The following is a 20,086-nucleotide window of genomic DNA, read 5'->3' as shown; positions in this document are numbered from 1 at the left end:
AGGGCTCGCTGGCGCTGACCCGGGCCTGACCCAGGACCTTCCCCCCGGGGTCGAGCAGGCGCAGCTCCAGCCCCAGGCTCTGGGTGTAGAGCCCCGCCCCCTGGAGGGCCGGCGGGAAGGCCACCCCGCCCGTCCTCGGCCTCAGCACCCGGCCGATCAGGCGGGCGTCCGGGGCGGCGCCGCTGGCCAGCCGATCCTCCCGGGCCACGTGGCGGGAGAGGGCCTCCGCCACGATGGCGCCGAGCTCCAGCTCGGAGGTGTCGTTGGAGAGGATCTCCACCCGCACCCGCTCGACCCCTCCGGGGAGGGGCGGCCGGGCCGCGAGGCGGTAGCCGCAGGCGAGGGAGCCCCCGCCCGCGAGGAGCAGGCCGAGCAGGAGCTCCAGCGGACGCCGCCGTCTCATCCCGCGACGACGAAGTTCACCAGCCGGCCGGGCACGACGATGGCCTTCTTCAGCTCCTTGCCCTCGGTGTGCCGCTGCACGGCGGGCTCGGCGAGGGCCGCGGCCTTCACGGTCTCGGTGTCGGCGTCGCGGGCCACCTCGATGGTGCCCCGCATCTTGCCGTTGACCTGCACCGCCAGGGTCACGGTGTCGTCCACCACCGCCTTCGGATCGTGCTCGGGCCAGGGCCGCTCGAGGAGGAAGCCCTCGTGTCCCAGCTCGTGCCAGAGCGCCTCGCCGATGTGGGGAGCGAAGGGGTAGATGAGGGTGGCGAGCGACTCGAAGGCCAGGCGCAGCACGCCCTGCCCCGCCCCGGCGGAGGGCTGGTAGCCGGAGAGGTGGTTCACCAGCTCCATGATCCGGGCAATGGCCGTGTTGAACATCAGCCGCTCGCCGAGATCGCGGCTCACGGCCTCGATGGTCTTGTGCACCTTGCGGAAGGTCTCCAGGTCCGCGCCCTCGAGCCCCTCCATCGAGGCGGCCACGGCGGCGCCCTCGACCTCGTCGAGGCGGCCGGCGACGGCGCGCCAGAGGCGGGAGAGGAAGCGGAACTGCCCCTCCACCGCGTCGTCGTTCCAGTCGATGTCCTTCTCCGGCGGGGCCGCGAAGAGGATGAACATCCGCACGGTGTCGGCGCCGTAGCGCTCGATCATGTCGGTGGGCGAGACCACGTTGCCCAGGGACTTCGACATCTTCGCCCCGCCCTTCATGACGATGCCCTGGGTCACCAGCCGCGTCACCGGCTCGTCGCTCTTCACCATCCCCAGGTCCCGCATCACCTTGTGCCAGAAGCGGAAGTAGAGGAGGTGCATCACCGCGTGCTCCGGGCCGCCCACGTAGACGTCGACCGGCAGCCAGCGGTTCGCCTTCTCGGCGTCGAAGGGGGCCGCGTCGTTCTTCGCGTCGCAGTAGCGCGCGTAGTACCAGGACGAGTCCACGAAGGTGTCCATGGTGTCGATCTCGCGCTCGGCCGCGCCGCCGCACTCCGGGCAGGTCGTCTGCTTGAAGGTCTCGGAGGTCTCCAGGGGCGAGCCGCCCGTCCCCTTGAACTCCACGTCCTCGGGCAGGCGCACCGGCAGCTGATCCTCTGGCACCGGCACCAGGCCGTCCTTCGCGCAGTGGACGAAGGGGATGGGCGTCCCCCAGTAGCGCTGCCGGGAGATGCCCCAGTCGCGCAGGTTCCAGTTCACCGTGGCCTCGCCGATGCCCGTCTCCTGGGCGAAGGCGGCGATGGCCTCCCGCGCCGCGGCCGAGGAGAGGCCGCTGTGCTCCCCCGAGTCGACCAGGGTGCCGTCGCCGGTGAACGCGTCCTCCATCGCCTCGAGGGTCAGCTGCTCCCCCTCGGTGGGCTGGATGACGACCTTGATCGGGATGTCGTACTTCTTCGCGAACTTGAAGTCGCGGCTGTCATGGGCCGGCACGCTCATGATCGCGCCGGTGCCGTACTCGGCCAGGACGAAGTTGCCGATCCAGATCGGGATCGACTCACCGGTGAAGGGGTTCTTCGCCGTGCGGCCGAGGGCCACGCCCAGCTTCTCGGAGTCGGGGTTGGTCCGCTCGATCTTCCCCTGCTCGCGGCAGGCCTTCTTGAAGGCCTCGACCTCGTCCCGCTTCTCGGGCGGGGTGAGCGCGTCGGTGAGGGGGTGCTCCGGCGCCAGCACCACGTAGGTGGCGCCGTAGATGGTGTCGCCGCGGGTGGTGAAGATCCGGATGGCCTCGTCGGAGCCCTCCACCGGGAAGTCGACCTCGACGCCGGTGGAGCGGCCGATCCAGTTGCGCTGCATGGTGGTGATCCGCTCGGGCCACTCCCCCAGCTTCTCCAGATCGTCCAGCAGCTCCTGGGCGTAGTCGGTGATCTTGAAGGCCCACTGGGGCATCTCCCGCTCCTCGACCTCGGAGTCGCAGCGCCAGCAGGTGCCGTCCTCGACCTGCTCGTTGGCCAGGACGGTGACGCAGTCGGGGCACCAGTTGAGGCGGGCGGTGCGCCGGTAGACCAGGCCCTTCTTCCACATCTGGAGGAAGAGCCACTGGTTCCAGCGGTAGTACTCGGGATCGCAGGTGGCGAACTCGCGCTCCCAGTCGAAGGCGTAGCCCAGGGCCACCATCTCGGCCTTGAAGGAGGCGATGTTGTCCCGGGTGCGGAGGTTCGGGTGGATCCCCTCCTTGATCGCCGCGTTCTCGGCGGGCAGGCCGAAGGCATCCCAGCCCATGGGGTGGAGGACCTCCTTGCCCTTCATCCGCATGTAGCGGACCAGCACGTCGCCGATGGCGTAGACCCGCACGTGGCCCATGTGCATGTGCCCCGAGGGATAGGGGAACATCTCGAGGACGTAGAATGGGTCCTTCTCGCCGGCGTCGTGGGCGCGGAAGAGGCTGGCCTCCTGCCAGCGCTGCTGCCAGGTGGACTCGATGGATGCGGGATCGTACTTGCGCTCGTCGTGGGCCATGGCGCGGGACTCTAACCATCCGGGGCGGGCGGCGCCACCCGCTTGCTGGCCCGCGTGCGGCCAAATAGACTGCGCGCCCCATGGCTACCTTGAGCACCATCGAAGGCATCGGCGCGCACCTGGATCAGACCGTCACCCTCCAGGGCTGGCTCTACAACAAGCGGGGCTCCAAGAAGCTCCACTTCCTCCAGGTCCGGGACGGCAGCGGCATCATCCAGGCCGTCGTCTCCAAGGCCGACGTGGGAGACGAGCTCTTCGAGCTCTGCGACGGCCTGAACCAGGAGGCCTCGATCCGGGTCACCGGCAAGGTCGTCGAGGACAAGCGCTCGCCCCTGGGCTTCGAGCTGCAGGTCTCGGCCGTCGAGGTGCTCCAGAACACCCCCGACTACCCCATCTCCCCCAAGGCCCACGGCGACGCCTTCCTGATGGACCACCGGCACCTCTGGGTGCGCTCGAGGAAGCAGCACGCGGCGCTGCGGATCCGGGCGACCCTCGCCTCGGCCATCCGTGACTACTTCGACTCGCGGGGGTTCATCCTCTTCGACTCGCCGATCCTCACCCCGGCGGCCTGCGAGGGGACCACCACCCTCTTCGAGCTGCCCTACTTCGACGGGACCGCCTACCTCACCCAGAGCGGCCAGCTCTACCAGGAGGTCGGCGCGCTGGCCTTCGGCAAGACCTACTGCTTCGGCCCCACCTTCCGGGCCGAGAAGTCCAAGACCCGGCGCCACCTCCAGGAGTTCTGGATGGTCGAGCCCGAGGTCGCCTACATGGATCTCGACCAGGACATGGAGCTGGCCGAGGACTTCCTCGTCGAGATCGTCGGCCGCACCCTGGAGAAGCACCGGGACGAGCTGATCAACGTGCTGGAGCGGGACGTCTCCGCCCTGGAGAAGATCCAGAAGCCCTTCCCGCGGGTGCACTACGACGAGGCCATCGAGAAGATCCTCGCCCTGCGCGACGCCGCGACCGATCCGGAGCTCAAGGCCTCCCTCGAGATCGAGTGGGGCTCGGACTTCGGGGCGCCCCACGAGACCGAGCTGACCAAGCTCTACGATCGCCCGATCATCGTTCACGGCTTCCCGGCGGCCATCAAGGCCTTCTACATGAAGAAGGATCCCTCCTCTCCCAAGCACTCCCTCTCCATGGACGTGCTCGCCCCCGAGGGCTACGGCGAGATCATCGGCGGCGGGCAGCGCGAGGACGATCTCGGGATCCTCGAGAGCGCCATCGAGGCCCACGGCCTGCCGGCGGAGGCCTTCAGCTGGTACACCGATCTGCGGCGGTGGGGCTCCGTTCCCCACGCCGGCTTCGGGTTGGGGCTCGAGCGGACGGTCGCGTGGATCTGTGGGATCCGGCACGTGAGGGAGACGATTCCCTTCGCGCGGACGCTCGATCGGCTCTGGCCCTAGGAGAGGGACCAGGATCCCCGGGGGCCTCGGTGGCCCCCGGGAGAGGCCGTGTACGTGTACGTGTACGTGTACGTGAACGTGCACGGCCCTTGATCCTGGCGCCGATCAGGCCGCCTTGATCTGGAGTTCGGCGAGGCGGGTGAGCATGGCGTAGAGCCGGGCGCAGAGGTTGTGGAGGTGCTCGAAGGAATCGTCGAGTTCGACTCCACTGACCTCGATGGCGTCCAGGAGAGCACCCGTCTCACAGGCGCTACCCCGAGCGATTCGATAGAACTTGAGCCGGTCCTTGCCGACTCGCCCCGTACCTTCGGCGATGTTGAGCGCAATGGAGAGGCTGGCTCGCTGGAGCTGATCGCGGATGTGAGGAGGCAGCCCGGTCTCGTGAACCGAGCGCAGCCCCGCGATGAGCTCGATGGCAACGCGGTAGGCATCGAGGCGCTCGTGAGGAAGGAAGGATGTTCTGCGCGGCATGGCGATTCTCCGTGGATTGAGGTGATCGGGCCGCCCTCGACGACGGCCCTCACCCGAAGGAGGGGCCGGCGGCGAGGGCGGTCCGATCACCGATCACGAAACGCCCCCGCGAGGAGAGAGGGTGGAACGACGACCTCATTCCTACCGCGACACCCCGACACCCCCGTCCACGTACACGTCCACGTACACGTACACGGCTTCTCCAGGGGCCAGACCCCGAGCCCCCGACCTCGGGGGTACACCCGCCCCCTACCCCAGCAGCGTCCGCACTGTCTCCACGACCTGCTGCGCCCGGATCGGCTTGATGATGTACGCATTCGCCCCGAGCGACATCGCCCTCGCCCGATCCTCGGCGCCGGCCTCGGTGGTGACCACGATGACCGGGACCTCGGCGTGACGATCGTCGCTGCGGATCCGGGAGAGGAGCTTGAGGCCGTCCATCAGGGGCATGTTGATGTCGGTGACGACCAGGTCGAAGGTCTCGCTGTGGATCCGCTTCAGGCCCTCGACGCCGTCCTCGGCCTCGACGCAGCGGATGTTGGGGACCCGCGAGAGCGCGAAGACGATCAGCTGACGCATGGTCGGCGAGTCCTCGACGACGAGAATCCGTCTCTCACTCACCGGTCACGCCCCCCGCCGACGGCGCAATACCTGATCTCCAGTTCCTCATCCCGGCCAACGTAGCTATCACCGGCTCCCACTTGCGGGCAATCGCCCGGTCCGGGCAAATGCGAGGATCGCCGCGGTGATCTCTTCCAGGGGCAACACGCGATCGACGCAGCCGGTGTCGGCGGCTTCCTTGGGCATCCCGTGGACGATGGCGGTCTCCTCCGACTCGGCCACGGTCGTACCCCCGGCCTTCTTCAACATGATGATCCCCTCCCGTCCGTCCCGGCCCATGCCGGTGAGGATCAGCCCCATGGCCCGGTCGGCGCAGAGCGCCGCCACCGAGAGGAAGAGTTCGTCCACCGAGGGCACGTAGGTGGATCCATCGGCGGCGGGGCCGACCTTCGCCCGGGCCTGCCCCTCGACCAGGGAGACCGACATCTGCTTCCCCCCTGGCGCGAGGAGGACCCGGCCGGGCAGGAGGAGGTCCCCGTCGGCGGCCTCCCGGACCTCGACCTCGCAGGTGCGATCCAGCCGCGCGGCGAAGGCCTCGGTGAAGCGCTCCGGCATGTGCTGGGCCACCACCACGGCCGCCGGGAAGTCCGCCGGCAGCGAGCTCAGGATGTGCTGCAGCGCCGGGGGGCCTCCGGTGGACGCGCCGATGGCGATCACCCGGGGGCACTCGGTCTGCTTCCGCTCCTCGGGCCGCTGCCGGGCTGCGGCCGGGCGAGGGGTCCGCTCGGGCGTCGCGGGCGCGACGGCGCGCAGGTTCGCCCGGCGCAGCGAGCGGGCGATCTCGATCTTCTCGGCCAGCAGCGCCTGCAACGCCACCGCGCTCCCGGCGTCGGCGCCGCCGGGCTTGGGGATGAAGTCGACGGCGCCCAGCTCCAGCGCCCGGAAGACGTTCTCCTTGCGGGCGTAGGAGCTCACCACCAGCACGGGGGTGGGCGCCCGGGCCATCACCATCCGCAGGAAGGTGAAGCCGTCCATCTTGGGCATCTCGAGATCGACGGTGATGAGGTCGGGCTGCAGCTGCAGGCAGCGCGCGAGGCCCTCCTCGCCGTCCACCGCGATCCCCACGACCTCGATGGCCGGCAGGGCGCGCAGCGCCTCGACGACCGCCTCGCGGCTGCGAGCCGAGTCGTCGATGACCAGCACCTTCAGTCTCCGCAGGCCTTCCTGGCTCATCGCTTCTCCTCGGGTCGGCGGTAGACGAGGTCGTGATCGAGGTGCACGAGCTCGAAGTCGGTGGAGAGGTTGAGCAGGGACTCGGAGTGCCCCAGGAGCAGGTAGCCGCCTGGCGCCAGGTGCTCGTAGAAGCGGCCGATGAGGGCCCGCTTCACCTCGGCGCCGAAGTAGATCAGGACGTTCCGGCAGAAGATGACGTCCATCTCCCCCACCAGGCCCATCATCTGCGGGTCGGCGAGGTTGAGGTGACCGAAGGAGACGATCCTCCGCACCTCGTCGCTGACGCGCCGCGCGCCGTCCTCCGCCGTCTCGAAGTAGCGGTGGATGAAGCGCTCGTCGGTCTCCCGGAGGGCGTGCTGGCGGTAGACGCCCCGGCGGGCCGTGGCCAGCACCGCCCGGGAGATGTCGGTGCCGAAGACGTCGAGGCGCCACCCCTCGAAGAGCCCGCTCTCCAGGAGGAGCATGGCGATGGTGTAGGCCTCCTCCCCGGTGCTGCAGCCCGCCGACCAGATGCGCAGCCGCTTGCGCCGGCCGCGCGACTCGGCCATCCCGGGGAGGATGTCCCCGGTGAAGGCCCGCAGCTGGGGCTGCTCCCGGAAGAAGTAGGTCTCGTTGGTGGTCAGCAGCTCGGCGGCCTCCTCCAGCTCCCGCTGCCGGTTCGAGTCGAAGCGCAGGTAGCGGTAGTAGTCGCGGAAGCTGTGCAGCCCGAGGATCTCCAGGCGGGTGTGGAGCCTCCGCTCCAGGAGGAAGCGCATGTCCTCGTGGAAGGAGATGCCACAGTAGTCGTGGACGAGATCACTGAGCAGACGGAAGGTCTCGTCGTCGAGCTGCGGACGCTCCTGGTTCACGCCTTGCGCGCCTCCAGGGACCGCAGCGCGCTCTCGAGCGCCGCGGCGACCATCTCGTCCCTCTCCGCGGCCAGCAGCTCCTGCACCGGACCGAGGGCGTCGGCGTCCCCGAGTTCGGCCAGCCCGAGGGCAGCGGCCCGCCGCACGTCCCAGGCCTCGTGCCGGGCCGCCTCCAGCAGCATCTCGGTGGCGCCGGGCGTCCCGCTGCGCGAGGCGATGGCGATGGCCTCCTTGACCACCTCGGCCTCCGGGTGCGCCGCCCCGCGCAGGAGCGCCGCGCCGAGGAGGGGGGCGTCGAGGCGGTCGAGGGCCTCGAGGGCGGCGAGGGCCACCGCGGGAGCGTGGGCCGACCGGCCGTCGGCGACCCGCTCGAGGAGGAGCTCGGCGCTCTCGAGATCCCGCAGCTGACCGAGGCCCTGGATGGCCAGGCTGGCCACCTGGGCGTCGTCGTCTCCCGCCGCGACCCGGAGGGCCTCGACGGCCTCGTGGCCGACCTCCTCCACCAGCGCGCGGGTCGCCGCCGAGCGGACCTCGGCGGACTCGTCGGCCAGGGCCCGGCGCAGGGCGTCGAGGGCGTCGGCGCCGGCGAGGTGCCCCACCGCGCTGATGGCGGCCTGCCGCACCCGCGCGTCCGGGTGGGGCAGCGTCACCTCCAGCAGCGGCAGCTCGGCCAGGGTGCCGACCTCGCCCAGCAGGCGGCAGACGTCGGCGATGCGCAGGGGCTCCTCGGAGCCGAGGCGCTCCCGGCAGGCCTCCAGGACCGGCTCCCGCTCGCTCCGGGCCAGCTGGGCCAGGGCCTCCACCACTGCCCGGGCGAGCTCGCGGTTGGCGCGGCCGAGGAGGCGGCTGAGCGGTCCGACCGCCCTCGCGTCCCCCAGCTCGCCGAGCGCCCGGGCCGCCTCGGCCCGCATCGAGTCGTCCCCCTCGTCCAGCGCCGCCACCAGGGGCGCGACGGCCCGCTCGTCCCCGATCCGGGAGAGGGCGCCGTAGGCCACCCGGCGCGCGGCCGGCGGCAGGTCCGGAGCGCAGGCCAGCAGCTCGGCGGAGACCGCCGGACCCATCCGGAGCAGCGCCTCGAGCGCCAGCTCCTCGAGCCGCTCGTCGGCGGCGGTCTCCAGGACCTCGTCGAGCATCTGCGGGAGGGCGCGGGAGGCCAGGACCTCCAGGGCGCCGTTCTGGACCGCGAGATCCGAGCTGCCCAGGGCATCGTCGACCGCCGAGACCAGCGCCGTCTCGTCGCTGCGGGCGAGGAGCTCCGCGGCGATCACCCGGTCGAGGTCGTGACGGCGGCGCCACTCGCCGAAGGCGGTCACCGCGACCTCGCGGGTGCCCCGCGAGGAGTCGGAGAAGGCCTCGACGATGGTCTCGAGGACCTGCTCACCCTCGCAGCGGGTGAGGAGGCGCAGGACCGGGCGCCGCAGGAGGCGCCGCTCGGCGAGGGGGGTGAGGACCGAGAAGGGCACCGCCATCCTCATCCGCACCAGCGACTCGAGCGCCGAGACGGTGAGGAGGAGGTCGTCGCCGTCGAGGAGGCCGATGAGGGCGTCGGCGGAGTCCCGGCCTCCGATCTTCCCGAGGGCCTCGGCGCTCGCGGCGCGCAGGTTCGGATCCTCGAGCGCGAGGGCCTCGACCAGGCGCGGGACGGCCCGGGGATCCCCGATGTCACCGAGGACGTCGATGACGAACTTGGCCTGGTCCGCGTCGTCCCCACCGAAGGCACGCAGCAGCGCGGGCACCGCCGCGCCGGCGGCGAGCACCAGGGCGTCGGCCGCGGCGTTGCGGGCCGCGGCGTCGTCCTCGTCCGCCATCACCCGCACCATCGCGTCGAAGGCGTCCTCGTCCTCGAGCTCCACCAGCCGCTGCCCGGCGAGCTTGCGCACCCGCCAGGCGGGGTCGGCCAGCGCCTCGACCAGGAGCGCGGAGAGGCCGGGGGTGTCCGCCTCGAGCCCGGACTGCGAGAGCCGCAGGGCCCGGTAGCGGACCTCCTCCTCCTCGTCGGCCAGGGCCTCGCGCAGCTCGTCGAGGGTCATGGCAGGTCTCCTTCGCTGACGCCGCCCCGCTCCATCACGGCCTGGAGATCGAGGAGGAGGTAGAGGGTGCCCTTGTGACGGAGCGCGCCCGGGAAGAGCTCGGCGGCCGCGCTCCCCTCCACGGACTCGGTCCGCTGGATCTCGTCCCGGGAGACCTCGATCACCCGCCCCATGGCGTCGACCAGGAAGGCCACCAGCTTGCCTCCCACGTTCACGATCATCTGCTTGCGGGCGTGGGAGGCCACCGAGGGCGAGAGCCCCAGCTGCCGGCGCAGGTCGACCAGCGGCACGACCTGACCGCGCAGATCGATGACCCCCTCGATGACCTCGGAGCCGCTGCGGAGGGCCGTGACCGGGAGGGGGTTCACGATCTCCTGGATCCGCATGATGTCCACGACGTAGGTCTCTTCACCCACCTGGAAGGAGCAGAGCCTCACGCTGACGCTCTCGCTGCTCTGGCCCGGCGCGCTCATCCGCCCCTCGCCTCGCCGCGGTGGCCGCGCTCCTCGAGCTCGACCGCCAGGGAGACCCGCAGGTCGAGGAGGGGCAGGACCCGCTCGTCCGCCCGCAGGAGGGTCTCGATCAGCTCACCCCGCGCCCCCAGGGAGCTCGGAGGCGGCTCGCGCCGCGGGTCTTGTGGCCGCCAGACGCCGCCGACCTCCTCGACCAGGAAGGCCGCCGGCCCCTCCTGGGAGTCGAGGACCAGCAGCCGGGACCTGCGATCGGTGGTGGGGTGCTCGAGCCCCAGCCGCAGGTGGAGATCGAGGACCGGCAGCACCACCCCGCGCAGGGTGACCACGCCCAACACGTGCTCGGGGGTGCGGGGGACGGGGGTGACCGGGAGCGGCCGCACGATCTCCTGGAGCGCGGCGATCGGCACGGCGTACCACTCGTCGTTCATCCGGAAGGTGAGGAAGGCCTCGATCTTGTCGGCCTCCAGCGCCTCCCGCCAGCCGGCGTCGGGGGCCGCGGCGAGCGCGGCCAGCGCCAGCTCGAGGCCCTTCTGGGGGCCCTGATCCGGGCGGAAGAAGAAGCGGTCGAGGGGATCGACCTCCTCCTCTTCCTCTTCCTCTTCTTCCTCCTCCGCCTCGAGCTCCGGCTCGGGCGCGCCTCGCGAGGGCCGGAGGCTGCGGGAGGAGGCCGGCGCGGGGAGGCTCTCCTCGATGCTCCGCGCGGCGAAGGCCTCCTCCAGCAGGGCCAGGTCCTCCGCCGGAGAGGGGACGGGCTCCGGGGGCACCTCGGCCGCGCGCGGCGCGACGGCGGGGGGCGCCCCGGCGTCCTCGGGAGGCGCCCTCCTCGTCGTCTTCTTCGCGGCCTTCCGGGCCACCTTCTTCGCGGGCTTCTTCGCCACCTTCTTCGCCGCCTTCTTCGCGGGCCGCTTGCCCCCGCTCCCCTTCTCGTCCCGGCCCGCCATCAGCTCGCCTTCGCCTTGGACTCACGGCCCTCGAGGACCTCCTCGATGAGCCCCGCCACGTCGATCACCAGGGTGGTGCGCTGGTCACCGAGGTCGGTGGCCCCGGCGATCCCCGGCGTCTTCGCCAGCCGGTCGCCCAGCCCCTTGATGACCACGTCCTGCTGGCCGAGGAGCCCGTCGAGGGCGACCGCGATCCGGTTCTGCGCCAGCCCCACGATGGTCACGTAGAAGCGGCCGGAGGGCAGCTCCTCCTCGTCCAGCTCGAAGAGCCTCGCCAGCCGCACCAGGGGCAGGGTCGCCCCGCGCAGGTCGATCACCGCCTGACCCTGCAGCCGCCGGACCTCCTCCGGGTTGACCCGCAGGATCTCCAGCACGCCGGAGAGCGGCAGGGCGAAGACCTGGTCCTTCGCCTGCACGACCAGCGCCTGGAGGATGGCCAGGGTGATCGGGAGGGTCAGGGCGAAGGTGGTCCCCTCCCCCGGCTGCGAGCGGACGTCGATGATGCCGGAGAGCGCCGCGACGTTGTGCTTCACCACGTCGAGCCCCACGCCCCGGCCGGAGAGGTCGGTCACCGCCGACGCGGTGGAGAAGCCCGGCAGGAAGACCAAGCCGAAGATGTCCCGCGAGCTCAGGTCGCCGATCTCGCTGGCGGTGATCAGCCCCCGCTTGATCGCGGTGTCGACGATGGCGGCCTCGTTCATGCCCGCACCGTCGTCCTGCACCTCGATCACGACGTGGTTGCCCTCCTGATAGGCCCGCAGCTTCACCTGCCCGGACCGGGGCTTCCCCCTGGCCTCTCGCTCCTCGGGAGACTCGATCCCGTGATCGATCGCGTTGCGGATGAGGTGCATCAAGGGATCGGAGAGGTCCTCGATGATCAGCTTGTCGAGCTCCGTCTCTCCGCCCGCCACAGTGAAGTCGACCTCCTTGCCCGACTCGCGCGAGGTCTTGCGCACCATCCGCGAGAGCTTGTCGAAGAGCTGCGCCAGCGGGACCATCCGCACGTCGAGGACGCCCGCCTGGAGCTCCTCGAGCTTGCGCTCGAGCAGGCGCGACTCCTTCTGCAGCTCTCCCGAGAGCTTGGTCGCCACGTTGCTCTGCTTCAGCCGGTCGCTGATCCGCTGGATGTTCACCTTGGTGAGCACGAGCTCGCCCAGCAGGTTCATCAGGGCGTCGAGGCGGCCGATGTCCACCCGCACGGTGCGGGAGACCGAGCGCAGCGAGCCCACCGCCTCGGGAGCGCGGCCGGCCTCCAGGGCCGCGGCGGCCGCCTCGGCGTCGGGATCGTCCTCGAGGGGGCGGACGGCCGTGGCGCCGACCTGGGTCAGCGGCCGGGCCGCCGGCGCGGGCCGCGCGGGCTCGTCGAGGAGCGAGGCGCCCCGGAGGGGCGAGGGCGCCGACGGCGCCACCTGCCCGACCCGCAGGATCGGCTGGACCTCCATCGCCAGCTCGCCGGCGGCCGCGACGACCACCTCCAGCGAGGCCTCGGTCCCGAGGATGAGCTCGAAGTCGATCCGGGTGTCGGAGGAGGCCTCCCCCGAGGGCAGGGTGGAGACCACCTCGCCGATCCCCTTGAGCCGGGCGGAGAGCTCCGAGAGGTCCCCGTCGAAGGTCATCAGGTCGAAGGAGGCGATCACCCGGAAGAGGCTCGCCCCCTGGCGTACGTTCTCCCGCAGCCGGTGCTCCTCGTACTCGGTGAGCACCTGCCGGATCGAGGTGGCGAGCTGGATGGTGTCGAGGGGATCGTCCGAGGCGGCCTTCCCCGAGCGCTCCAGCCGCATCTCCAGGCGGCGCACGAGGTCGTCGATCCGATCGTCCCCGCCCCCGGGCCCCTCCGCCGAGCCGGTGTCCGAGACCTCGGAGCAGATCTCACCCAGGATCTCGATGCCCTCGAAGAGAAGGTCGAGCAGCGCGGCCTCGAGGGGGACCCGACCCATCCGCAGGGCGTCGAGGCCGTCCTCCATCCGGTGGGCCAGGCGGCTCATTCGCTGCACCCCGAACATCCCGCTCATCCCCTTGAGGGTGTGGGCGGCGCGGAAGGCGCCGTTGAGCACGTCCGGATCGACCTTCCCGCCGGCGGTCCCCTTCTCCAGATCGAGCAGGTCCCGCGAGAGGGTCTCGATGATCTCCTGCGCCTCGGAGAGGAACTCCACCAGCGCCCGCTTCCCCGGTGGTCTAGGCTTCGTCATCGTCAGGGGGCGCCGGCCACGAGGAGCCGCTCGACCTCGGCCACGAGATCGTCGGGCTCGAAGGGCTTGATGAGGTAGGCGTCGGCCCCCAGCTTCATGCCCTTCTCCCGGTCGCGGTCGGTGCCCTCGGTGGAGATCACGATGAGGGGAACGTGCTTGTAGCGGGGGTTCTTCTTCACGAAGTTGATCAGCTCCAGCCCGTTGATCCCCCCGGGCATGTTGATGTCGGTGATGATCAGATCCACGGGCTCGCGGGGCAGCAGGCGCAGCGCCTCGAAGCCGCTGTCGCTCTCGACGACCTCGACCCCCGGGATCGACTCGACGGTGGACGCGACCAGCGATCGCATCGCAGCGGAGTCCTCGACCACGAGGATCTTGATCTTCGGGGCACTCATCGCAGGAACCGGTACTGCTAACCCCCCGAAAAAAGGAGGATCAGACCCGAAGGAGAGGATAGCACCGCCCCGGACCTCGGAACCAGAGGGCCTTTCCCCCGCCGACGCCCTCAGTCGGCTTCCAGATCGACGTGGTGGAGCCGCGGGAAGGTCGGCGCCAGCTCGCCCTCGATCCGGTCGATCTCGTCGGCCAGCGCCTGGACGACCTGGTCCCCGAACTCGGCGGCGAAGGCCTCCGCCGCGGCCTCGTCCCCGGCCTCCGGGAGGTTCTCGCGCACCCAGGGCAGGAGCTTCCGGCCGATGTAGCCCCCGTCGAAGTCGACCTCGGCCTTGAACTTGAAGCGATCCGCGCCGATGACCAGGGTCTTCACGTCCTGGACCCGCACCACCGAGGGCTGGGACATGATCAGGGCCACGGCCTGCTCCCGCAGGTGGGGCGGGATCGAGCGGCCCAGGATCAGGTCCCGGTTCTTCAGGCCCAGCCAGACGGCCACGGCCGCGAGGAGGAGGCCGATCACGATCGAGCCGACCGAGTCGTAGATCGGGCTGCCGGTCGCGGCCGAGAGGGCGATCCCCGATCCGGCGACCACCACCCCCGCCACGGCGACCGAGTCCTCGAAGAGGACGGCGAGCACCGTGGGGTCGGTGGCGCTCTTCAGGTACTCGAGGAAGGACTGGCTGCCCTTGCCCGCCGCGACCTCCCGCGCCGCCCGGAGGAGGACGAAGCCCTCGATGAGGCCGGCGGCGGCGAGCACCGCGTAGTCGATCCAGGAGACGGTGAGCTCGGGGGGCACCAGGAGGGAGTGCACCCCGTGGTAGACGGTGACGCCGGCGCCGAGGATGAAGATCCCGACGGCCGAGATCAGGGCGAAGAGGTAGCGCTCGGCGCCGTAGCCGTAGGGGAACTGCTCGTCGGCGCCCCGGGCCGAGCGCCGGACCCCGAGGTAGAGGAGCAGCTGGTTGGTGGTGTCGGCGACGGAGTGGATCGCCTCGGAGAGCATCGCGCCGGAGCCGGAGAGGAGGAACGCCGCCCCCTTCACGCCGATGAGGATCCCGTTGCCGATCACGGCCGCGAGGACCGCGCTCTGGCGTCCCCCGGCCATCCCCCTACCCTGCGCGCTTCTTCGGCTCGAGGAGGGTGAGCGGGCCGGACCAGTTGGCCTTCAGGGTGCGCTCCACCGAGGCGCCGAGCCCCGCCGGGTCCTTGCCGAAGGCCGGCAGGCCGCAGGCCAGGGTCTTGCAGCCGATCTCGCCGAGCGCCTCGCAGGCCCGGGTGACCGCCTTCTGGAGGGAGGCCTCGCTGACCTTCTTCTCCTCCCCCACGCCGCAGACCAGCAGGCGGGCCCCCTCGAGGCGCGCCCGGCCGGGGGAGAGGCAGAGCTCGCCCTCCTGCCCCATCAGCCAGCCGCGGGCCGAGAGCCGGGAGATCGCGCCGGCCAGCCGCCAGTCGACCAGCCCGGTGACCCCCTGAGGGGGGCGCTCGTCCGAGGGAAGGAAGAGCAGGACGGTGTCGGCCTCGAGCCCGTCGAGCGCCTCGAGGGAGGCCGGGATCCGCTTGGGGCGGCTCACGAGTCCTCCTCGTCCTCCCCGGCCGCCTCTTGCGGGGCCTCCCCGCGCAGGGTCTGGGCCAGGCGATCGAGGACGCCGTTGATGAACGCCGCCGAGCCCTCGGCGCCGAAGCGCTTGGCCACCTCGATGGCCTCGTTGAGCACGACCTTCAGGGGGACGTCCTCCCGGAAGCGCAGCTCGAAGGCCGCCAGGCGCAGGATGTTCCGATCCACCCGGGCCATCCGCTCCAGGGTCCAGTTGGGGGAGTGCTCCTGGATCACCGCGTCGAGCTCCTCCAGGTTGCCCCAGACCCCCCGGATGAGGCTCTCGGCGTAGCCGAGGATCTTCGGATCATCGGTGCCGAAGCTCTCGGCCAGGTGCTGGATCGCGTCGCCCGGATCCTGCCCCGCGGTGTCGATCTCGTAGAGGGCCTGGAGGGCGCACTCTCGTGCCTTGCGGCGCTTGCCCACCGTGGCCTCCTAGAGCGCCTTCAGGAGGTTGGCCATCTCCAGGGCCGCCATCGCGGCGTCGGAGCCCTTGTTTCCGGCCTTGGTGCCGCTGCGCTCGATCGCCTGCTCGATGGAGTCGGTGGTCAGCACGCCGAAGGTGACCGGGATCTTCGCGCCCATCGCGACGGCGGCGAGGCCCTTGGAGACCTCGGCGGCGACGTAGTCGAAGTGGGGGGTGCCGCCGCGGATCACCGCGCCCACGGCCACCACCGCGTCGACCTTGCCGGCCTCGACCACCCTCGCGGCCACCACCGGCAGCTCCCAGGCGCCCGGGCAGCGCACGATGGAGATGTCGTCCGCGCCCACCCCGTGGCGGGTGAGCGTGTCCACCGCGCCGCTGATGAGGTGATCGACCACGAAGCCGTTGAAGCGGCCCGCGATCACCGCGACCTTCAGTCCCTTCCCCTCGAAACCACCTTCGATCCGTGTGGGCATCTCGCTGCTAGCTCCTCTTCTGATCCAGGACCACCACCGAGCCCTCGGGTCCGGCGGAGCCGTTCTCCTTCGCCAGGCGGACGTGCTCCACCATGGTCAAACCGAAGCCCTCGAGCCCCACGATCTTGGTGGGCGTGCTCGTCATCAGGCGCATCTTGCGCACCCCGAGGTCCCGCAGGATCTGGGCGCCGATTCCGTACTCGCGCAGGTCGGGGCGCACCGTCCGGGGCTCGTCCCCGACCTCGCTGGGCGGCCGCGAGAGGGCCTCGATCCGGCCGCGGAGGTCGGGCGCGGAGCTGGCCTGGTTGCGCAGGCAGACCACCACCCCCTGCCCCTCGGCGGCGATCTGCGCCAGGGCCCGCTCGAAGAGGGGGCGGCCGCCGTCCTGGCGGGCCGCGGCCAGCAGGTCGGTGAGCAGGTCCTGGCTCTGGACCCGGGTCAGGACCGCGTCCTCCTCGGTCCACTCTCCGCGCACGAAGGCCAGGTGGGCCTCCTGATCGATCTCGGACTCGTAGGCGATGACCTTGAAGCTCCCCAGCCCGGCCACCTCGGCCTCGGCCTCGACCACCCGCTTCACGAGGCGCTCGCGCTCCATGCGGTAGTCGATCAGATCCGCCACCGAGAGGATGAGCAGGCCGTGCTTCTCGGCGAAGACCTCGAGGTCGGGGCGGCGCGCCATCGTGCCGTCCTCCTTCATGATCTCGCAGATGACGCCGGAGGCGTTCAGGCCGGCGAGCCGGGCCAGGTCGACGCTGCCCTCGGTCTGGCCGGTGCGCACCAGCACCCCACCCCGGCGGGCGCGCAGGGGGAAGACGTGGCCCGGCCGGGAGAGGTCCCGGGGGCCGCTCTTCTCGTCGATGGCCACCTTGATGGTGTGGGCCCGGTCGGCGGCCGAGATCCCGGTGGTCACGCCGGAGGCCGCCTCGATCGAGACGGTGAAGGCCGTCCCCAGGGGCGAGGTGTTCTCGCCGACCATCATCTGGAGGTCGAGGTGCCGGCAGCGCTCCTCGGTGAGGGTGAGGCAGATCAGGCCCCTTCCTTCGAGCGCCATGAAGTTGATGGCCTCGGGGGTGACCTTCTCGGCCGCCAGGACGAGGTCGCCCTCGTTCTCGCGATCCTCGTCGTCGACGAGGATCACCATCTTTCCGGCCCGGATCGCCTCCAGGGCGGCTTCGACTCGCTGGATCGACATCGCGCGCAACCTAACCCAAGGCACCCGACTCTGCTAGCCACCGAGGCCGTCCACGTACACGTGCACGTACACGTCCACGGCCTCTCCCGGGCTCACCCGCCTCCGTATCCATGCTCGGCGAGGAAGGCCAGGTCCAGCCCACCCTTCTGCTCGCCGACCCCCACCCCGAAGGCCAGCATCCGCGCGATCTGCCGGGCGATGATATCCGCCTCCAGGTTCACCGCGTCTCCCTTCTTGCGGGCACCGAGGGTCGTCCGCTCGACGGTCTCGGGGATCAGGGTCACCCGGAAGTGCTCCTTCGTGGCCACGTTCACCGTGAGGGAGACCCCATCCACCGCGATGGAGCCCTTCTCGCAGATCAGGGGGGCGAGGGCCTCGGGCATCGCGATGTCGAGGTGGAGGACCCCGGCCTCCTTCTTCGCCTCCAGCACCTTGCCCTGCCCGTCCACGTGGCCCTGGACCAGGTGGCCGCCCAGGCGGTCACCCAGGGCCAGGCTGCGCTCGAGGTTCACCCGGTCGCCGACCTTCCAGGTCGCGGCGGTGGTCACCTGGAGGGTCTCCAGGCCCACGTCGACCTCGTAGTGCTTCTTGCCGAGGGCCACGACCGTCAGGCAGACGCCGTTGCTGGCGATGGACTCCCCCCGCTCGAAGGTCGCCGGATCGAGCTCGTCCGGCTCGATGACGAGGCGCACGTTGCCGCCCCGGGAGTCCGCCCTGACGATGGTCCCCACGTCCTGCACGAGTCCGGTGAACATGGGCGGGAGATACAGGAATCCTGCAGGATCTGCACGCGCCATCTTGCAAGAAGTGCAAGACGCCGGTACCTCGCCCCCTCCATGTCGCCCTCGTCCTTCGGAGAGCAGAGCGCCGCCGGCCTCGGCACCACCGCCCTCGAGCGGCTCCACGCCGTGGCCACCGCCGTGCACGCGGAGAGCGAGGTCCGGGGCATCCTGGAGGCCGCCTCCGAGATCAGCCGCGGCGTGCTGCGCCACCACCTCTTCGTGCTGGCCCTCCTCGATCGCCGCCACGGGGTCCTGGAGGCCCGCCGGGTGGGCACGGACCGGATCGAGCGGGTCGCCACCGACTCGAGCGGCCTGGGCTCGGTCCTGGCGGCAGGAGAGGCGCGGCTGCTGGAGAGCCCGGGCTCGCCGCTCTGCCCCGACTGCCGCTCGGTGGCCGCGGCCCCCCTCTGGCTCGGCGGGGGCCGGCCGGGGCTGCTGGTGGTCGGCAGCGAGGAGGCCGGCTGGTTCACCGAGGACGACCTGCGCTTCCTGCGGGGGGTGGCCGGTCACGTCTCGGTGGCGGTGGAGCGCGCCCACTTCCGGCAGCGGGAGGAGCTGCGCACCCGGCAGCTGCGCCTGGTCTCGGAGGTCACCAAGGCGGTGGTCTCGACCCTGGACCCCGACCTCCTCCTCTCGCGGGTGGTCGAGCGGGTCCACGAGCGCATCGGCCGGGCCTTCACCTCCATCTGGAGGGTGGACCCCGGGCAGAGCATCCTCACCCTGACGGCGGTGGCCGGGCCGGTGGAGGTCACCCCCGGGCTGCAGGTGGGCGCCAACCGGGGGATCCTCGGCCGCTGCCTGGAGACCGGCGAGCCGGTGCTGATCCGGGACACCCGCCGGGAGCAGCAGTACGTCGGGCACCCGGCCTACCCGGGCCTCTCCGAGCTGGTGGTCCCGGTGCGCTCCCGGGACGCCGTCGTGGCGCTGATCAACATCGAGGCCGATCAGCCCGACGCCTTCGACGAGGAGACCGCCACGGCCCTCTCCGCGGTGGCGGGCCTCTGCGCCGCGGCCCTGGAGAACGTCCACCTCTACGCGGAGGTGCGCAGCTTCAACGAGACCCTCAAGGCGCAGCTGGCGGAGGCCACCACCGAGCTGGAGCAGGCCAACCAGGCCATCGCCGCCCAGAAGACCCTCCTCGAGGTCGAGAACCGCTCCCTGAAGGCCCGCCTCTCCGAGGAGCGGGAGGGGCTGCAGATCATCGGCCAGGAGCGCTCCCTGCGCGAGGCGCTGGAGATGGCCGAGCGGGTGGGCGCCTCGGAGGCGACCTGCCTGATCCAGGGGGAGTCCGGCACGGGCAAGGAGCTCTTCGCCCAGCTCATCCACCGGGTCTCGCCCCGCTCGGGCAAGGCCTACGTGACCCTCAACTGCGCGGCGATCCCCGAGAACCTCCTGGAGTCGACCCTCTTCGGGCACGAGCGGGGGGCCTACACCGGCGCCACCCGGGGCGCCCGGGGCCTGGTGGAGTCGGCCGACCAGGGCACCCTCTTCCTGGACGAGATCGGCGAGATGAGCCCGGCCCTCCAGTCGAAGGTGCTGCGCTTCCTCCAGAGCGGCGAGTACTACCGGGTGGGCGGCACCGAGCTGCGCCGGGCCGACGTCCGGGTGATCTCGGCGACCAACCGGGACCTGAAGCGGGCGGTGGATCAGGGCGCCTTCCGCAGCGACCTCTTCTTCCGGGTGGCCGCCCTCGTCATCGACGTGCCCCCCCTGCGGATGCGCCCCGACGACATCGCCCTGCTGACCCGCCACTTCCTCGACGCCACCGAGCGGGGCCGGGCGATGCGCCCCACCCCGGAGCTGATCGAGACCCTGGAGGCCTACCCCTGGCCCGGGAACGTGCGGGAGCTGGAGAACGTGGTGGCCCGCCTGGTGGTGCTGGCCGACGGCCTCGAGCTGGGCCCGGAGCTCCTGGCCCGGGAGCTGATCGAGGAGGCCTCCCTCCCGCCGGCCTCCACCCGGGCCACCCGGGAGCCCTCGCTGGTCCTCACCCTCGAGCAGATGGAGCGGGCGGCCGTGCAGCGGGCCCTCGCCCGCCACCAGGGGGACAAGAAGGCCGCCGCCGCCGATCTCGGGGTGGCCCTGCGCACCCTCTACAACAAGATCCAGCGCTTCGACATCGACGTCCCGCGGCCCCGACCGGAATCTGGCCCGGACGGGGACCGGGATCTAGACTGA

Annotated in this window: 19 protein-coding genes; 2 read left to right on the top strand and 17 right to left on the bottom strand. The window is 71.3% G+C overall.

What is annotated here, in order from left to right:
* A partial coding sequence (locus tag P1V51_22520; protein MDF1565827.1) for a hypothetical protein occupies nucleotides 1–403 on the bottom strand: 403 nt, incomplete at its 3' end.
* On the bottom strand, nucleotides 400–2,889 hold the full coding sequence (gene leuS, locus P1V51_22515; GenBank protein ID MDF1565826.1) for a leucine--tRNA ligase: 2,490 nt from the start codon (nucleotides 2,887–2,889) through the stop codon (nucleotides 400–402). The genes leuS and P1V51_22520, both read right to left, overlap by 4 nt.
* A gap of 80 nt (nucleotides 2,890–2,969) precedes the next feature.
* Between leuS and asnS the strand changes: the two genes are divergently transcribed.
* On the top strand, nucleotides 2,970–4,301 hold the full coding sequence (asnS, locus tag P1V51_22510) for an asparagine--tRNA ligase (protein ID MDF1565825.1): 1,332 nt from the start codon (nucleotides 2,970–2,972) through the stop codon (nucleotides 4,299–4,301).
* Between the two features lie 105 nt (nucleotides 4,302–4,406).
* Here the strand turns inward: asnS and P1V51_22505 are convergent, their stop codons facing one another.
* The 15 genes from P1V51_22505 to P1V51_22435 form a co-directional block, all read right to left on the bottom strand.
* Nucleotides 4,407–4,772 (bottom strand): four helix bundle protein, encoded by a 366-nt coding sequence (locus P1V51_22505; GenBank protein MDF1565824.1) that lies wholly within the window; start codon nucleotides 4,770–4,772, stop codon nucleotides 4,407–4,409.
* Nucleotides 4,773–5,021: 249 nt separating this feature from the next.
* On the bottom strand, nucleotides 5,022–5,393 hold the full coding sequence (locus P1V51_22500; GenBank protein MDF1565823.1) for a response regulator: 372 nt from the start codon (nucleotides 5,391–5,393) through the stop codon (nucleotides 5,022–5,024).
* A 66-nt stretch (nucleotides 5,394–5,459) separates the two neighbouring features.
* On the bottom strand, nucleotides 5,460–6,566 hold the full coding sequence (locus tag P1V51_22495; protein ID MDF1565822.1) for a chemotaxis response regulator protein-glutamate methylesterase: 1,107 nt from the start codon (nucleotides 6,564–6,566) through the stop codon (nucleotides 5,460–5,462).
* Nucleotides 6,563–7,414 (bottom strand): methyltransferase, encoded by an 852-nt coding sequence (locus P1V51_22490; protein ID MDF1565821.1) that lies wholly within the window; start codon nucleotides 7,412–7,414, stop codon nucleotides 6,563–6,565. The genes P1V51_22495 and P1V51_22490 overlap by 4 nt, the downstream gene beginning before the upstream one ends.
* The gene (locus P1V51_22485) at nucleotides 7,411–9,444 is read right to left on the bottom strand and encodes a HEAT repeat domain-containing protein (GenBank protein ID MDF1565820.1); all 2,034 of its coding nucleotides are present in this window, start codon (nucleotides 9,442–9,444) and stop codon (nucleotides 7,411–7,413) included. Before P1V51_22485 ends, P1V51_22490 begins: the two co-directional genes overlap by 4 nt.
* Nucleotides 9,441–9,917 carry a chemotaxis protein CheW gene (locus P1V51_22480; GenBank protein ID MDF1565819.1) on the bottom strand — a complete coding sequence of 159 codons (477 nt, stop codon included), beginning with the start codon at nucleotides 9,915–9,917 and terminating at the stop codon, nucleotides 9,441–9,443. Before P1V51_22480 ends, P1V51_22485 begins: the two co-directional genes overlap by 4 nt.
* Entirely contained in the window at nucleotides 9,914–10,858 is a 945-nt protein-coding gene (locus P1V51_22475; GenBank protein ID MDF1565818.1) for a chemotaxis protein CheW, read from the bottom strand. The genes P1V51_22480 and P1V51_22475 overlap by 4 nt, the downstream gene beginning before the upstream one ends.
* Nucleotides 10,858–13,047 carry a chemotaxis protein CheA gene (locus P1V51_22470; protein MDF1565817.1) on the bottom strand — a complete coding sequence of 730 codons (2,190 nt, stop codon included), beginning with the start codon at nucleotides 13,045–13,047 and terminating at the stop codon, nucleotides 10,858–10,860. The genes P1V51_22475 and P1V51_22470 overlap by 1 nt, the downstream gene beginning before the upstream one ends.
* 2 nt (nucleotides 13,048–13,049) lie before the next feature.
* Nucleotides 13,050–13,442, bottom strand: coding sequence for a response regulator (locus P1V51_22465; GenBank protein MDF1565816.1), 393 nt, complete (start codon nucleotides 13,440–13,442; stop codon nucleotides 13,050–13,052).
* A gap of 110 nt (nucleotides 13,443–13,552) precedes the next feature.
* Nucleotides 13,553–14,545, bottom strand: coding sequence for a cation diffusion facilitator family transporter (locus P1V51_22460; protein MDF1565815.1), 993 nt, complete (start codon nucleotides 14,543–14,545; stop codon nucleotides 13,553–13,555).
* 4 nt (nucleotides 14,546–14,549) lie between these two features.
* On the bottom strand, nucleotides 14,550–15,011 hold the full coding sequence (locus P1V51_22455) for a M17 family peptidase N-terminal domain-containing protein (GenBank protein ID MDF1565814.1): 462 nt from the start codon (nucleotides 15,009–15,011) through the stop codon (nucleotides 14,550–14,552).
* Nucleotides 15,008–15,460 (bottom strand): transcription antitermination factor NusB, encoded by a 453-nt coding sequence (gene nusB, locus P1V51_22450; protein ID MDF1565813.1) that lies wholly within the window; start codon nucleotides 15,458–15,460, stop codon nucleotides 15,008–15,010. Before nusB ends, P1V51_22455 begins: the two co-directional genes overlap by 4 nt.
* Before the next feature lie 9 nt (nucleotides 15,461–15,469).
* Nucleotides 15,470–15,934, bottom strand: coding sequence for a 6,7-dimethyl-8-ribityllumazine synthase (ribE, locus tag P1V51_22445; protein MDF1565812.1), 465 nt, complete (start codon nucleotides 15,932–15,934; stop codon nucleotides 15,470–15,472).
* A 7-nt stretch (nucleotides 15,935–15,941) separates the two neighbouring features.
* Nucleotides 15,942–17,126 (bottom strand): 3,4-dihydroxy-2-butanone-4-phosphate synthase, encoded by a 1,185-nt coding sequence (gene ribB, locus P1V51_22440; GenBank protein MDF1565811.1) that lies wholly within the window; start codon nucleotides 17,124–17,126, stop codon nucleotides 15,942–15,944.
* A gap of 92 nt (nucleotides 17,127–17,218) precedes the next feature.
* Complete coding sequence (locus P1V51_22435) at nucleotides 17,219–17,881, bottom strand: riboflavin synthase (GenBank protein MDF1565810.1); 663 nt, start codon at nucleotides 17,879–17,881, stop codon at nucleotides 17,219–17,221.
* 81 nt (nucleotides 17,882–17,962) lie between these two features.
* Here P1V51_22435 and P1V51_22430 point away from each other — a divergent pair, with 81 nt between their 5' ends.
* Complete coding sequence (locus tag P1V51_22430) at nucleotides 17,963–20,086, top strand: sigma 54-interacting transcriptional regulator (protein MDF1565809.1); 2,124 nt, start codon at nucleotides 17,963–17,965, stop codon at nucleotides 20,084–20,086.

It is taken from the genome of Deltaproteobacteria bacterium, assembly GCA_029210625.1.
Lineage (GTDB): Bacteria > Myxococcota > Myxococcia > SLRQ01 > SLRQ01 > JARGFU01.
Note: the sequence above shows the minus strand (reverse complement) of the source record. Positions and strands in the feature narration are given on the sequence as shown.